Raw genomic sequence first — 13944 nt, forward strand, 5'->3', positions numbered from 1 at the left:
AAACCGCATTTCATTGTTGACGGCGGCGCAGCGTCCTTTTGCTATGAAGTCCTGGCGGTATGGATGCCGCATTCTGTCTTGGCCCTGCCGCGCCAGCGGCCGGCGCGCGCATCTTCATCCGGCGAGGTCCGGCTGGTGCAGGGCATGCAACCGACCGACAGATAACCCAATGCTGCGAGCGGATGCGGCGGCAGGTTCGCAGTCGCGTAGATCGCCTGGATCTGTTCGCGCGAAACGTTGGCGAATGGATTGAATTTCAGCCGGGCGCCGTCATCCTCGACGACGGCAATCGCGGCGCGGACGCCGCCCTGAAAACGCTTGCGCCCGTTGATCCAGGCGCTGAACGGCGCCAGCGCCCGTGCCAGCGGCTCGACTTTGCGGATCCGGCAGCAGGCATCGGGATCGGAGAACCACAATTCGCGATCCGGATCCTGTTGCGACAGCGTGTCCTCGAGCGGTTTGATCGACCGGACATCGCGCAGGCCAAGCGTCGCGATCAGGGTGTCGCGATAGGCGAGCGTTTCCTCGAACAGCCATCCGGTGTCGAGAAAGATCACGGGGATCGCCGGATCGACGTCGGCCATCACCTTGAGCAGCGCCGCCGATTCGGTTCCGAACGACGACACCACCGCCAGATGCTCCCGACCGACGGTATGCAGCGCGGCAGCGACTACCTCCGCAGGCGAAGCGTCGCGAAGCGCACGATCGAGTCCATCGGCCGCCGGCAAGGCATCGGCTGCACGCTCCGGCAACAACTGATGGACAAGTGCATTCATCGGCCGGCGCTTTCCGAATGACGCAACTGCATCCGTCGGTGCAATGCGGTGATGCGGCCGTCGCCGGTCGGCTGGTAGAACACCGAATAGCGCTTTACGGTGGCGGCGAACGCTTCCGCGTCGCTTTCCTTCTTGACCTCGAAGACGTCGAAGCCGGCGCGCAACATGAATACGAACTGGTCGCGCAGCACCTGGCCTGTGGCGCGCAGCTCGCCCTTGAAACCGTGGCGTTCCCGCAACAGACGCGCCTGGCTATAGGCACGGCCGTCGCGAAAGGTCGGAAATATCAGCGCGACGACCGCGAGCCGGTCGAGATAAGGCACGAGATCGTCGACGTCGCGATTGTTCGGCCAGATCACGCCGGTTTTCCCGACGCGGCGTGACAGAGCCTCGGGATCGGCAAGAAATCGCGCGGCCGAAATCAGGATCGCGTCATTGCCCGGAAGTTCGGCATCATCGGCGACATGGACGAACGCGTCGCCCGATATTTTTCCGTTCTTAACGAGTGGCATAGACGCGTTCCCTGAATGGTTCGACGCCGAGCCGCTGGACGGCGTCAATGAAAAGCTCGTCGGGCCGCGCGCGCAGCGCAAGGTAGGCCTCGACAATATCCTCGACCACGTCGGCGACTTCGCCATAGGGCACGGCGGGTCCGATCAGGGTGCCGACCGCGGCGTGTTCATCGGCGCGGCCGCCAATCGTGATCTGGTAAAATTCCTCGCCGTTCTTCTCGACCCCGAGAATGCCGATGTGACCGACGTGATGATGGCCGCAGGCGTTGATGCAGCCGGAAATATTGACGTGCAGCCGTCCGATCAGGTTGGCGGTGTCGTGATTGGCGAAGCGCCGCGTCAGTTCCTGCGCGATCGGAATCGAGCGCGCATTGGCCAGCGCGCAATAATCCAGCCCCGGGCAGGCGATGATGTCGGACACCAGGTTGACGTTCGGGGTCGCCACGCCGATCTTGTCCAGCGCTTTCCACAGCGTCGGCAGGTCCCGCCGCGCGACATGGGGCAGCGCCAGATTCTGCTCGTGGCCGACGCGAATTTCGCCGAAGGAATATTTGTCGGCGAGATCGGCGATCGCGTCCATCTGGTCGGCGGTGGCATCGCCGGGCGGGCCACCGACCGGCTTTAACGACAGCGTCACGATCGCATAGCCCGGCACCTTGTGGGGAAAGCTGGAATTCTTGCGCCATGCCTCGAACTGCGGGTCGTGCGCCGCCTTTTTCAGCTCCTCCGGCATATGCGGCAGTTTTTCGTAAGCCGGATAGCTGAAGCGCGAGCGGATGTCCTCGATCACGGAATCATCGATCGCCAGCGCGCTGTCGCGCATCTGCAGCCATTCATCTTCGACTTCCCTTGCGAACTTCTCGATGCCGAGCTCATGCACCAGGATCTTGATGCGCGCTTTGTAGATATTGTCGCGACGGCCGTACTGGTTGTAGACGCGCAGGATCGCCTCGACATAGCTCAACAAATCATGGCCATGCACAAACGGTTTTATGGTCTTGCCGATGAACGGGGTGCGGCCGAGGCCGCCGCCGACCAGGACCTCGAAGCCGGTTTCGCCGGCTGCGTTTTTGTGCAGGCGGAGGCCGATATCGTGCACCTTGATGGCGGCGCGGTCATGTTCCGACGCGGTGATCGCGAACTTGAACTTGCGCGGCAGAAAGGAGAACTCCGGATGCAGCGTGGTGTACTGCCGCAGCAGTTCGGACCAGATGCGGGGATCCTCGATCTCGCCGGGCGCCACACCGGCCCACTGATCCGAGGTGACGTTGCGCGTATTGTTCCCCGAGGTCTGCATGGCATGGATGCCGACCTCGGCGAGATCTGCCAGCGCATCCGGCAATTCGGCGAGCTTGATCCAGTTGAACTGGATGTTCTGCCGGGTGGTGAAGTGGCCATAGCCGCGATCATAGCGCCGCGCGACATGCGCCAACGCGCGCAATTGCTTCGACGACAGCGTTCCGTACGGAATCGCCACGCGGAACATATAGGCGTGCAATTGCAGATAAACGCCGTTCTGCAGCCGCAGCATCTTGAATTCGTCTTCGGTGAGTTCGCCGGACAGCCGGCGCTTCACCTGATCGCGGAATTCTTCGACGCGCTCGTTGATGATCGTGCGGTCGAGTTCGTCATATGAATACATCGGAGAGCCTTATGCCGGAACCGGAAGATCGATGGTGACGCCCTTTGACCGGATGAATTCGCGCAGATTGCCAGGCTTGATCGCACCGCTTTCCCTCACTTCGACCGGCGCGATATAGGCGCCGACCGCGCCGACATCGTCGGCGACCGATTCGGCGAGCAGCGCGCGGGCTTCGTCGGAGGTGCGAACGACCGCCGCATCCGACAGCTCCGGCGACCAGCCCTGTTGCGAGGTGCGATAGATCACGACACCATCCCGGGTGCGGTTGGCGGTCACCATTGACGGCCCGGTGATTCTGATTTTCTTCTGTTCAAGGGGGAGGTCATTCGGCAGCTTCCAGCAGTTGTGAGATCACATGATTGAGATTCTGGTGACGCCATGGCGCGGAGTGCGCGACCACGTCGCCGATGATGAGGATGGCGGGTCCGCCGTCGATCTTTTCGATCAGATCGGGCAGTTCATCGAGCGTTCCAACCGCCGCCTGCGCATCGCTCCGCGTCACCCGCGCGAACACGCCGACCGGGGTCTGCGGCGAGCGCCCCGCGGCCAACAGGCCGGCGCGGACATATGGTGCCGCGGTCATGCCCATATAGACGACGACCGTCATTTTCTCGTCGGTCAGAACCGACCAGTCGACGGTTTCGGCGTCCTTGGCCTTGTGCGCGGTAAGGAAGGTGATGCGCAGCGCCTCGTGCCGCAAGGTCAGCGGCACTTCGAATTGCGCGGCGGCGCCAAGCCCCGCGGTAATTCCCGGTACCACCGAATAAGCGACGCCGGCCTGCCGCAACGCTTCCACTTCCTCGCCGCCACGGCCGAACACAAAGGGGTCGCCGCCCTTCAGCCGCACCGCGCGCTGTCCCGACCTCGCCGCCTCGATCATCAGCTTGTTGATCGCGGGCTGGCCGATACCGGGCTTGCCGACGCGACGGCCCACCGGCACGCGCGCAGCATCGCGACGGGCGCGATCGAGAATTTCCGGCGACACCAGTTCATCGTAAAAAATAATATCGGCGTCCTGCAGCGCGCGCAGCGCCTTGACGGTGAGCAAGTCCGGATCGCCCGGACCGGCGCCGACCAGCGTCACCCTGCCGTCGACCCCGCCTGACGCCTGCGCGCCCGCAAAGCCGGACGGATCTGAAATATCTTTCAGCGCGGCTTCCGCTTCTCTCTCGCGTCCCGCGAGCACCAGCGCACCGATCGGACCGTCGACAACGCGCTCCCAGAAACGGCGGCGCAGCGGAAACTCGGGAATGCGGTCATGAATTGTCTTGCGCCAGCGCCCGATGAAGCCGGCGAGATCGCCGATTCGAGCAGGCAGCACGGCCTCGATGCTTTCGCGGACACGGCGCGCCACCACCGGCGAGGTTCCCCCGGTGCCGACGGCGACCACCACGTCACCGCGGTCGACGATGGCTGGAAAAATAAAAGTCGAATGGGCGAGATCGTCCATCACGTTCACGGGCAGCCCGACCGCCTTCGCCCGCGCCGACATCGCAGGTCCAACGTCGCCGGCGCCCGCGCACAGGACCGCAATCACACCACCGAGATCGGCAGCCAGCGGATCGCCCTTGGCAAGCTCAATCCGCGCTGCGTCGGCGGCCGCTAGCCCGCTCACATCATGGTGACCATCGGTCGCGTGCCACCGAACGCGTGCGCCCGCCGCTGCCAGCAGCCGCAACTTCGCCCGCGCCAGGTCGCCGGCGCCAACCAGCAGCACCGGACCGACTTGCAGATCGAGAAATACCGGCAGGAATCGCATGCGACACTCGCTTGCCCCACTTGCGGGGTTGACTGGAATTATTTTCTATATATGTCTCGCTCAGCGCCTGCAAAGGGAAGATTTTTTCTTCTCTGTTGCACTGCAACTATGGAATTATCGCCTTCATAGACCAAGGGGCAGAGATGCATCTTCTCGACAACGACCAAGCAGAAGACCGGCTGGGTCGGGCGGACCCGACCTGGGAATATTCGGTCCCGGATATTGCGACCCATGGGCGCTTCGATCAGCCCACCATGGATCACCTCGACTCCCTCGAAGCCCAGAGCATCTACATTTTCAGAGAAGCCTTCGCGCGGCTGAAGAAACTCGCGCTGTTGTGGTCGCTGGGCAAGGATTCCAACGTGATGATCTGGCTGGCGCGCAAGGCCTTTTTCGGCCGCGTGCCGTTCCCCGCCTTGCACGTCGATACCGGCAAGAAATTTTCGGAGATGTATGAGTTTCGCGATCGCTACGGCAAGGAATGGGAACTCGATCTCAAGATCGAACCCTGCCCGCCGCTGGAAACCATCGATCCGACCTTGCCGCCGGCCGCGCGATCCGCCGCACGCAAGACCGAAGGGCTCAAACTCGCACTCGCCAAATATGGCTTCGATGGATTGATCGCCGGGATTCGCCGCGACGAAGAGGCCACCCGCGCCAAGGAGAGGGTATTCTCGCCGCGCGGCACCGAAGGCGGATGGGACGTGCGCGATCAGCCGCCGGAATTCTGGGACCAGTTCAACGCTTCGCCGCCGCCGGGCGCGCATTTGCGCATTCACCCCATCCTGCATTGGACTGAGGCCGATATCTGGGCCTACACGCAGCGCGAAAACATCCCGATCATTCCGCTTTATCTGGCGAGGGACGGCAAGCGCTATCGTTCGCTGGGCGATCAGGACATCACCAATCCCGTGGCTTCGACCGCTTCGAGCATCGAGGAAATCCTGATCGAGCTCGACGGCACCAAGGTGCCGGAGCGGTCGGGCAGAGCGCTCGATCATGAAACCGAAGATGCCTTCGAGCGGCTGCGTGTCGCCGGCTATCTCTGAACCGACATTGAGTTGAGTGATCAGATGAACATGCTCGTTCCAACAGCGACATCGGCGACGCCCAACGGCACCACCCGCCCCCAGGTCCGCATCGTCATTGTCGGCCATGTCGATCACGGCAAGTCGACACTGGTCGGGCGTCTGCTGCACGAAACCGGCAGCCTGCCCGAGGGCAAGCTCGAAATGCTCCAGGCCGTCAGCGCGCGACGCGGCATGCCGTTCGAATGGTCGTTCCTTTTGGATGCACTGCAGACCGAACGCGACCAGGGCATCACCATCGACACCACGCAAATCCGATTCCGCACCCGGTCGCGCGACGTGGTGCTGATCGACGCCCCCGGTCACGCCGAATTCCTGCGCAACATGATCACCGGCGCCTCGCAGGCAGACGGCGCGGTCCTGATCATCGACGCGCTGGAAGGCGTGCGCGATCAGACCCGGCGCCATGGCTATCTGCTGCATCTTCTCGGCGTCAAACAGGTCGCCGTCGTCGTCAACAAGATGGACCGGGTCGATTTCAGCGCGGCGCGATTTGACGAGATAAGCAACGAGATTTCCGCGCATCTCATCGGTCTCGGCCTCACGCCGTCGGCGGTAATTCCGATTTCGGCGCGCGACGGCGACGGCGTCGCGGCGCGCACGCCGCGGATCGGCTGGTACAAGGGGCCGACCGTGGTCGAGGCACTCGACGCGCTGGAGCCGGCGCGGCCGCAGGAGCGGCTTCCGCTGCGGCTGCCGGTGCAGGCGGTCTATAAATTCGACGACCGCCGCATTGTCGCCGGCCGCATCGAATCCGGCAACCTTGCCGCCGGAGACGAGATCGTCATCATGCCCGCGGGCAAGGTCGCAAAAATCAGGACTGTCGAGGGCTGGCCTGCCACGGCCGTCAGGGAACGCCAGAGCGCCGGACGATCGGTCGGCATTACGCTCGATCGCGAACTGTTCCTCGAACGCGGCGATGTGATCGCCCATCTCGGAAACAGCCCGCGCGACACCAGCCGAATGCGCGCGCGTATTTTCTGGCTGCATGACAAGCCGCTGACGGCAGGCGCCTCCATCCTGGTCCGGCTCGGCACGCGGGAGACCCGCGCCACCGTGGTTGCGATCGAGAAGGCCGTCGATCCCGGCGAACTGACGAGCGTGGAGACAAAGTCGATTGCGCGAAATCATGTCGGCGAAATCGACATTGCGCTGGCGCACCCCACAGCCGCCGATCCCTATACCGACAATCCCCGGACCGGACGGCTGGTGATCGAGGTCAATGGCCGCATCGCCGGCGGCGGCCTTGTACTGTCGGTCGATGCCGGACAACGCGCCCTTCCGGTCGATATCGTGCCGGTGGAATCCGCGCTGCGCCCCGACGAACGCTCGGCGCGCTATCGCCACAACGGCGCGGTGGTCTGGCTGACGGGATTGCCGGGCTCGGGCAAATCTACGCTGGCGCGCGCGCTGGAACGCAGGCTGTTCGGCAATGGCGGCTCGCCGATGCTGCTGGACGGCGATACGCTGCGCGCCGGACTCAACAGCGATCTCGGTTTCTCCGCCGCCGATCGCAGCGAGAATATTCGCCGGCTGGCCGAAATCGCGGTTCATCTCGCGCGCAACGGGCACATCGCGATCGTCGCTGCGGTCTCGCCTTCGGCCGAAGACCGCGCTGCGGCGCGCCGCATCGCCGATACCGCGTTCCGTGAAATCTATGTCGCGACCCCTGCGCAAGTGTGCGAGAGCCGCGATCCCAAGGGCCACTACGCCAAGGCGCGCGCCGGCACGCTGCAGGCATTCACCGGAATCGGCAACGATTACCAGCCACCGGCACACAGTGAGTTGACGATCGACACCTCGGCGCGCTCGGTCGCCGATGCGACCGACGAAATCGAGCGGATGCTGGCGAGATCGGGCATTCTGTTCGACGAACTGGTCGATCTTGCCACCAACATCTGAAGCCTTATTTGAACCTTTCTTCCCTGCCCTTGTTATGGGCAATCGAGGGCTGCCAAGGGCCTTCTCAGGGGCCCGGCTTTAGCGCTAAAAGGCCTCCGAACATGGCCCTTTACGGTGCCACTTTACCATTTTGACCCCAAAAACTGCGCTTGGTCGCCGTTTCCCGCGAGAAATCTCAACATGAATCGTATCGATGCCCATGGACTGAAAATCGCTCCCGTTTTGTTCGATTTCATCGCCAGGGAGGCGACCCCCAAAACCGGAATTTCCCCCGACGCGTTCTGGGCCGGTCTCGCCGCCATCGTCCAGAATCTCGCGCCGAAAAATCGTGAGCTGCTCGCGGTCCGCTACACCTTGCAGGCGAAAATCGACGGTTGGCATCGCGCCAACAAAGGCAAGCCGTTCGACATCAATGCGTATACCGCGTTTCTCAGAGAGATCGGTTATCTGCTGCCGGAGCCGGCGACCCACAAGGTCGAGACGTCAAATGTCGACGAAGAGATCGGCAAGCTCTGCGGACCGCAGCTGGTCGTGCCGCTCACCAATGCGCGCTACGCGCTGAATGCCGCCAACGCGCGCTGGGGCAGCCTCTACGATGCGTTCTATGGCACCGATGCGATTCCGCACGAAGCCGGTGAAGGTGGCAAGGGTTTCAACAAGGCCCGCGGCGCCAAGGTGGTTGCGAAAGCAAAGAGCTTCCTCGATTCCGCCGTCCCGCTGGCGACCGGAAGCCACACCGACGTGACTTCCTATAGCATCATCGCCGGACAGCTCGCGGTCAAACTGAAGAGCGGCAACGCGACGACGCTGAAATCGAATGAGCAGTTCGCCGGCTATCGGGGCGATGCGGCCGCGCCGGCCGCCATCCTGCTGGTCAACAACGGCATGCATATCGAGATCAAGATCGACCGCGGCCACATGATCGGCAAGGACGATCCGGCCGGCGTCGCCGACATGATCCTGGAATCGGCTGTCAGTACGATTTTGGACATGGAAGACAGCGTCGCGACGGTCGATGCCGAAGACAAGGTGCTGGTCTATCGCAATACGCTGGGCCTGATGAACGGTACATTGTCGGCCGATTTCGAGAAAGGCGGCAAGACGCTGACGCGCGCGCTCAACGCCGACCGCGTCTACAAGACGCCGGACGGCAAGGAACTCACGCTGCATGGCCGCAGCCTGCTGCTGATGCGCAATGTCGGCCATCACATGTTCACCGACGCCGTGCTCGACTCAACCGGCGCCGAAATTCCCGAAGGTATTCTCGACGCCGCCGTCGCCGCCCTGCTCGCGATCCACGATCTCAAGGGCGGCTCGAAAACCCGCAACAGCCGCACCGGCTCGGTCTATATCGTCAAGCCGAAGATGCATGGCCCCGACGAGGTTGCGTTGACCTGCGAGTTGTTCGGGCAGGTCGAGAAGATGCTGTCGTTGCCTGAAAACACCATAAAGGTCGGCATCATGGACGAGGAGCGCCGCACCACGGTCAATCTCAAGGCCTGCATTCAAAACGCCACCAGGCGCATCTGCTTCATCAACACCGGCTTCCTCGACCGCACCGGCGACGAGATCCATACCTCGATGGAAGCCGGCCCGATGATCCGCAAGGACGACATGAAGGGCAGCGCCTGGATCAAGGCCTACGAGGACAGGAACGTCGACATCGGCCTGATCGACGGCTTGCCCGGCCATGCCCAGATCGGCAAGGGCATGTGGGCCGCCCCGGACAAGATGGCGGACATGCTGGCGCAGAAGATCGCGCATCCGCAGGCCGGCGCCACCACCGCGTGGGTGCCATCACCGACCGCGGCGACCCTGCACGCGCTGCATTATCACCAGGTCAACGTGCAGGCCCGCCAGCAGGAACTGGCCAAGGGCGGCCCGCGCGCCAAGCTGTCCGACATCCTCACCATCCCGGTGTCGCAATCGAACTGGGCGCCCGGCGATGTGAAGCAGGAAATCGACAACAACTGCCAGGGCATTCTCGGCTATGTGGTGCGCTGGATCGATCAGGGCGTCGGCTGCTCCAAGGTGCCCGACATTCACGACGTCGGCCTGATGGAAGACCGCGCCACCTTGCGTATCTCGAGCCAGCATCTGGCGAACTGGCTGCATCAGGGCGTCATCACCAAAGACCAAGTGATGGAATCGCTGAAACGGATGGCGGTCGTGGTGGACGGGCAGAACAAAGGCGATCCGCTGTACCGGCCGATGGCGCCCGGTTTCGACGGCGTCGCTTTCCAGGCGGCGTGCGATCTCATTTTCAAGGGACGCGAGCAGCCGAACGGCTACACCGAATACATCCTGACGGCGCGGCGCAGGGAAGCCAAGGCGGCGGGCTGATCATTCAACACGAATGTTCCCGCGGAACGTTTGAATTGCCAACCCGTTGGAAGGCCATCTCAACTCCAGAGGAGATGACGATGGATTGGAACCGGGTTGAAGGCAACTGGAAGCAGTTCAAGGGCCTCGCCAAGGAAAAATGGGGCAAGCTCACCGACGACGATCTCAACGTGATCGAGGGTCGCCGCGAGCAGCTCGAAGGCAAGCTGCAGCAGCGCTACGGCTTCGCCAAGGATCAAATCCACAGGGACGTGGATGACTGGTTCAGGACGCTGAAATAGGTTTCCCGGATCGGAACGGGTCATTGCGAGCCGCCGGCTCGCAATGACGGGAAGCCTCCGCTGCCTAGAATACCGCTATGTATTTCAGCAATGAGATCACGCCGAGGATGATCACGATGATCCTCGCGATCTGCTTGGCGCGGCCGTCGATCGGCAACATGTTGATTAGATAAAGAACGAGAATAACGACGAGAAATGTAATCAATACGCTGATCAGCATCCGGAAATCCCCCTGTCATCGAAACCGTGCAGTCCTGCTTCAACGCGCATCGTGCCCCTGGGTTCCAGACATGGAACCCGCGCTTTGACAGATCGACAAAGTCACGCAATTTCCGGGAAAAATCCGCGCCCGCCTACTGATCACTCCGACTCCACCTGCGGCCCGCGCTGATAGCGCGCGCGGACCTGTTGCGAGGCGGGCGAGAAATTCAGCGATGCGCCGCGTCTGTCGGCGCCCTGGCCGGCAGCCAACGTCCCGCCGGCGCCCACCACGATGTCACCCTTGCGCAGCGTCGGATCGTTCTCGATCTTGACCGGCGCCAGACCGATCTGGTCCTTGCCGTTGCAGGTGCATCCGGCGACGATCTCGTTGCGGTAGCGAAACGCGTTCGGCAATTCGGAATAGGGCTTTCCGGTCTCGGTAGCGGCATCGTCGATATTACCGCCGTAGACGACCTTGGTTTCGCTCGCCGGGCAGAAGCTGTTGCAGGAGGCGGCCCGGCTTTGGTTGTCGGGGGCCGAGATCGGGAAATAGCGCCCGTCGCAGGTGCGCACGCAATAGGCCTGACCGCCGCCGGAATAGGCCGCGCGCGCACGGGCTTCATCCTGCGGGCCGGCTGGATTCCCAAACGGCAGGCGGATCAAGGGCGCATGCGACCGGCCGCCGGTGAACGCACCGAACAGCGCGGAGAGAAAATCTTCGGCGTGAGCAACCGGCGCCAGCGCCGAGGCGCACACCAGCGCGGCCGTACCCAATGCCAGTCTGCCTGATCTTCCGACCATGTTCGCCTCCGGCAACGAGGTTGCCAAGTTCAGTACAGCGCCGCCGCCGAAAGGTTCATCGCCTGACGGCCCGAGGACAATGTCGTCACCACGGGACGCGATGCCGCCGGCGTCGGCCGGACATTGATCGTGCCCGCGACGGTTCCAGTGCCCGTTCTCCTGGCTTCGAGATGCGGCGCATTCTTCGGCAGCACCACGACCTTGGCGCCGACGTTGACGCGGCTGAACAGGTCGGTGACGTCTTCATTGGTCAGGCGGATGCAGCCCGAGGAGACGAACTTGCCGATCGTCGAGGGATCGTTGGTGCCGTGAATGCGATAGTCGCTGGAGCCGAGATACATGGCGCGCGCGCCCAAGGGATTGCCGGGGCCGCCTGCCATGAAACGCGGCAGATAAGGCTGGCGCGCGATCATCTGCGCGGGCGGATGCCAATCCGGCCATTCCGCCTTGCGGCTGATGGACTGCACGCCGGACCAGGTGAAGCCCTCGCGGCCGACGCCGACGCCGTAACGAATGGCGCGGCCCTGGCCGAGCACGAAATACAGCGCGGTGTTGCCGGTATCGATGATGACGGTGCCGGGCGCTTCGCGAGTGTCGAACGCGACGACGGCGCGCCGCAGCCGCTCCGGAACCACGCTTCCATCGCCGCCTTGATGTGTCAGCGCGGGATTGACCGGCGCGGCCATGATATTGTCTGACGGAAATCCGTTTTGCGATGTGGAAGCGTAGCCCAGCACCTGCGCGCACGCCGTGCTGGCGAGAAAGGTGGGCGCCAGCAACAGAGCGCCTGCGAAGATCAGCGCGTTGGTCACGCGCGGCGATGGCCTCCGAATGCCTGCGAAGGTCTGTGTCATGAGCTGCCCCGTTCGATGATGCGCATCGTGTTGATGCTCTGCAAAATCAAACGCGACCGATGCTCCACGGTTCCGTCTCGATTCAAATACAGCGGAACCTGTCAAGAACGCCCCGCTTCACGTTTCCGCGATGGAACTTTTTAGGCTGGCGCCGGTTATGGCGGCCAGAGGTCGGTTCGGTGCGCGATGTCGCGGCTCCCGTCAGATGTCGCTGTAGCGCGGGGAGAGCGAAGTGCGTGTCCTTCCCAATGACGCGGTGGGTACGCCGCTGCCTGACAGCAAAGCCGAACTGCCGCCGGTGATCCGCCGCGCCGAGGTGGTCGCCTTCGCGCTGGTCGCGCTGCTGGTGATCTGCGTCGTCGTCGTTCTCTATGTCGCCAAGGCATTCTTTCTTCCCGTGGTAGCGGCCTTCGTGGTCGGCACCATGCTGTCGCCGGCCGCCGGATATCTGGAGCGGCATCATATTCCCAGGGCGGTTTCGGCGGTTTTGCTCGTGTTCGGGGTCTGCGCGGGTGCTGCCTTCATCGTCGGCCTGATCTCTTCACCCCTGATGGAATGGACCACGAAACTGCCGGAGCTGGGATCGCGGCTGAAGGATAAGCTGCACGTCTTCGACCGGCCGCTGGCGCTGTGGCAGGAACTGCAGAACTCGCTCGGCGGATCAGACACGCTCTCGACCTTCCAGATTCCTAAATTCGACTGGGTGCAGCCGACGCTCGAATTTCTGTCGCCGACCTTCACCGAATTCCTGCTGTTCTTTGCGACGCTGGTGCTGTTCATCGCGAGCTGGCGCGACCTGCGCCGCGCGCTGATCATGAACTTCGCAGACCATGCGGCGCGGCTGCGTACCCTGCGGATTCTGAACGAGATCGAAGGCCAACTTGGCGGCTATCTGCTCACGGTGACCATGATCAATCTCGGCGTCGGCGCCGCCACCGGCATCATCTGCGCGGTCACCGGCATGCCCAACCCGGCCGGGCTCGGGGCGCTGGCCGCGACCTTGAACTTCTTTCCGATCATCGGCCCGGTGGCGATGTTCGTGATTTTGACGGTGGTCGGCGTGATCGCGTTCTCGACGCTCGGCGGCGCCGTGATCGCGCCTCTGGCGTTTGTCGGGCTGACGTTCCTCGAAGGTCATTTCGTCACACCGGCCATCATCGGCCGCAGGCTCGAGCTCAACGCGCTCGCGGTGTTCATGGCACTGGCGTTCTGGACCTGGCTGTGGGGACCGATGGGCGGCTTCCTGTCGTCGCCGCTGTTGATCGTGGCGCTGATTTTCAAAGAGCATCTGATGCCGGTCGAATCGCCGCAGCTGCCGCCGGACTGACCCGTTTGGCGTGACGGAACTTCCGGGAAACCCGGGCGTTTGTGCGTTACCTGACTTCAGTATTTTGGGAGCTTTTGATGTCGAGTACGGATGGCGAAGCCGGAATGCGAAACCTGACGGATAAAGCAACCTATGAACGCCTCGAAAAGGATGTAGCAGCCGTGAAAAACGATATCTCAGCCCTGACCGACCAGATCACCGAGGTGCTCAACTCGTTCGCCGGCACCGCCAAGAAGCAGGCGCGGCGCGGCTACAAGCAGGCCCGCGCCAATGTCGATTCGGCGGTCGACGATATGTCGGAGCGCGGCAGCGCCATGATGGATGCCGCGCAGGACGCGGCCTATTCGATCGAGGAATCCCTGGAAGACGTCATCACGCAGCGGCCGCTCGCGACCGTCGGCCTGGCGCTCGGCCTCGGCTTCCTGATCGGCGTGACGTGGCGCCGCTGACGTCAGGCG

General features: G+C 63.1%; 14 protein-coding genes. 6 read left to right on the top strand and 8 right to left on the bottom strand.

Annotated elements, in window-relative coordinates:
- Positions 1 to 41: 41 nt before the first annotated feature.
- The 5 genes from B5527_RS35175 to cysG are packed head-to-tail and all read right to left on the bottom strand — an operon-like array spanning position 42 to position 4689.
- Entirely contained in the window at positions 42 to 776 is a 735-nt protein-coding gene (locus B5527_RS35175) for a phosphoadenylyl-sulfate reductase (protein ID WP_079605588.1), read from the bottom strand.
- Positions 773 to 1288 carry a DUF934 domain-containing protein gene (locus tag B5527_RS35180; RefSeq protein WP_079605589.1) on the bottom strand — a complete coding sequence of 172 codons (516 nt, stop codon included), beginning with the start codon at positions 1286 to 1288 and terminating at the stop codon, positions 773 to 775. Before B5527_RS35180 ends, B5527_RS35175 begins: the two co-directional genes overlap by 4 nt.
- A complete protein-coding gene (locus tag B5527_RS35185; RefSeq protein ID WP_079605590.1) occupies positions 1275 to 2930 on the bottom strand; it encodes a nitrite/sulfite reductase in 1656 nt (551 codons plus the stop codon). Before B5527_RS35185 ends, B5527_RS35180 begins: the two co-directional genes overlap by 14 nt.
- Positions 2931 to 2939: 9 nt before the next feature.
- Positions 2940 to 3209 carry a DUF2849 domain-containing protein gene (locus tag B5527_RS35190; RefSeq protein WP_079605591.1) on the bottom strand — a complete coding sequence of 90 codons (270 nt, stop codon included), beginning with the start codon at positions 3207 to 3209 and terminating at the stop codon, positions 2940 to 2942.
- Between the two features lie 43 nt (positions 3210 to 3252).
- Positions 3253 to 4689 carry a siroheme synthase CysG gene (cysG, locus tag B5527_RS35195; RefSeq protein WP_079605592.1) on the bottom strand — a complete coding sequence of 479 codons (1437 nt, stop codon included), beginning with the start codon at positions 4687 to 4689 and terminating at the stop codon, positions 3253 to 3255.
- A gap of 254 nt (positions 4690 to 4943) precedes the next feature.
- Here cysG and cysD point away from each other — a divergent pair, with 254 nt between their 5' ends.
- From cysD to B5527_RS35215, 4 genes are all read left to right on the top strand, one after another.
- Positions 4944 to 5738 carry a sulfate adenylyltransferase subunit CysD gene (gene cysD, locus B5527_RS35200; protein ID WP_079607751.1) on the top strand — a complete coding sequence of 265 codons (795 nt, stop codon included), beginning with the start codon at positions 4944 to 4946 and terminating at the stop codon, positions 5736 to 5738.
- 24 nt (positions 5739 to 5762) lie between these two features.
- Positions 5763 to 7679: an adenylyl-sulfate kinase gene (cysC, locus tag B5527_RS35205; RefSeq protein ID WP_079605593.1), complete on the top strand. Its 1917-nt coding sequence runs from the start codon at positions 5763 to 5765 to the stop codon at positions 7677 to 7679.
- Positions 7680 to 7859: 180 nt separating this feature from the next.
- Positions 7860 to 10022 carry a malate synthase G gene (locus B5527_RS35210; protein ID WP_079605594.1) on the top strand — a complete coding sequence of 721 codons (2163 nt, stop codon included), beginning with the start codon at positions 7860 to 7862 and terminating at the stop codon, positions 10020 to 10022.
- A gap of 80 nt (positions 10023 to 10102) precedes the next feature.
- The gene (locus tag B5527_RS35215; protein WP_079607752.1) at positions 10103 to 10303 is read left to right on the top strand and encodes a CsbD family protein; all 201 of its coding nucleotides are present in this window, start codon (positions 10103 to 10105) and stop codon (positions 10301 to 10303) included.
- Between the two features lie 64 nt (positions 10304 to 10367).
- Here the strand turns inward: B5527_RS35215 and B5527_RS44825 are convergent, their stop codons facing one another.
- The 3 genes from B5527_RS44825 to B5527_RS35225 form a co-directional block, all read right to left on the bottom strand.
- Entirely contained in the window at positions 10368 to 10523 is a 156-nt protein-coding gene (locus B5527_RS44825; RefSeq protein WP_154072691.1) for a Thivi_2564 family membrane protein, read from the bottom strand.
- A gap of 140 nt (positions 10524 to 10663) precedes the next feature.
- Positions 10664 to 11305: a DUF2865 domain-containing protein gene (locus B5527_RS35220; RefSeq protein ID WP_079607753.1), complete on the bottom strand. Its 642-nt coding sequence runs from the start codon at positions 11303 to 11305 to the stop codon at positions 10664 to 10666.
- Positions 11306 to 11334: 29 nt separating this feature from the next.
- Positions 11335 to 12159: a L,D-transpeptidase gene (locus tag B5527_RS35225; protein ID WP_079605595.1), complete on the bottom strand. Its 825-nt coding sequence runs from the start codon at positions 12157 to 12159 to the stop codon at positions 11335 to 11337.
- Positions 12160 to 12391: 232 nt separating this feature from the next.
- Between B5527_RS35225 and B5527_RS35230 the strand changes: the two genes are divergently transcribed.
- Complete coding sequence (locus B5527_RS35230; RefSeq protein WP_079605596.1) at positions 12392 to 13486, top strand: AI-2E family transporter; 1095 nt, start codon at positions 12392 to 12394, stop codon at positions 13484 to 13486.
- A 77-nt stretch (positions 13487 to 13563) separates the two neighbouring features.
- Positions 13564 to 13935, top strand: coding sequence for a DUF883 family protein (locus B5527_RS35235; RefSeq protein WP_079605597.1), 372 nt, complete (start codon positions 13564 to 13566; stop codon positions 13933 to 13935).
- The last annotated feature ends 9 nt before the right edge of the window (positions 13936 to 13944 follow it).

It is taken from the genome of Bradyrhizobium erythrophlei (assembly GCF_900129425.1).
Taxonomy (GTDB): Bacteria; Pseudomonadota; Alphaproteobacteria; order Rhizobiales; family Xanthobacteraceae; genus Bradyrhizobium; species Bradyrhizobium erythrophlei_C.

Bases quoted from the DNA above. Each gene is read 5' to 3' on its own strand.
- B5527_RS35175 (WP_079605588.1), bottom strand. From the start codon at position 776: ATGAATGCACTTGTCCATCAGTTGTTGCCGGAGCGTGCAGCCGATGCC.
- B5527_RS35180 (WP_079605589.1), bottom strand. From the start codon at position 1,288: ATGCCACTCGTTAAGAACGGAAAAATATCGGGCGACGCGTTCGTCCAT.
- B5527_RS35185 (WP_079605590.1), bottom strand. From the start codon at position 2,930: ATGTATTCATATGACGAACTCGACCGCACGATCATCAACGAGCGCGTC.
- B5527_RS35190 (WP_079605591.1), bottom strand. From the start codon at position 3,209: ATGGTGACCGCCAACCGCACCCGGGATGGTGTCGTGATCTATCGCACC.
- cysG (WP_079605592.1), bottom strand. From the start codon at position 4,689: ATGCGATTCCTGCCGGTATTTCTCGATCTGCAAGTCGGTCCGGTGCTG.
- cysD (WP_079607751.1), top strand. From the start codon at position 4,944: ATGGATCACCTCGACTCCCTCGAAGCCCAGAGCATCTACATTTTCAGA.
- cysC (WP_079605593.1), top strand. From the start codon at position 5,763: ATGAACATGCTCGTTCCAACAGCGACATCGGCGACGCCCAACGGCACC.
- B5527_RS35210 (WP_079605594.1), top strand. From the start codon at position 7,860: ATGAATCGTATCGATGCCCATGGACTGAAAATCGCTCCCGTTTTGTTC.
- B5527_RS35215 (WP_079607752.1), top strand. From the start codon at position 10,103: ATGGATTGGAACCGGGTTGAAGGCAACTGGAAGCAGTTCAAGGGCCTC.
- B5527_RS44825 (WP_154072691.1), bottom strand. From the start codon at position 10,523: ATGCTGATCAGCGTATTGATTACATTTCTCGTCGTTATTCTCGTTCTT.
- B5527_RS35220 (WP_079607753.1), bottom strand. From the start codon at position 11,305: ATGGTCGGAAGATCAGGCAGACTGGCATTGGGTACGGCCGCGCTGGTG.
- B5527_RS35225 (WP_079605595.1), bottom strand. From the start codon at position 12,159: ATGACACAGACCTTCGCAGGCATTCGGAGGCCATCGCCGCGCGTGACC.
- B5527_RS35235 (WP_079605597.1), top strand. From the start codon at position 13,564: ATGTCGAGTACGGATGGCGAAGCCGGAATGCGAAACCTGACGGATAAA.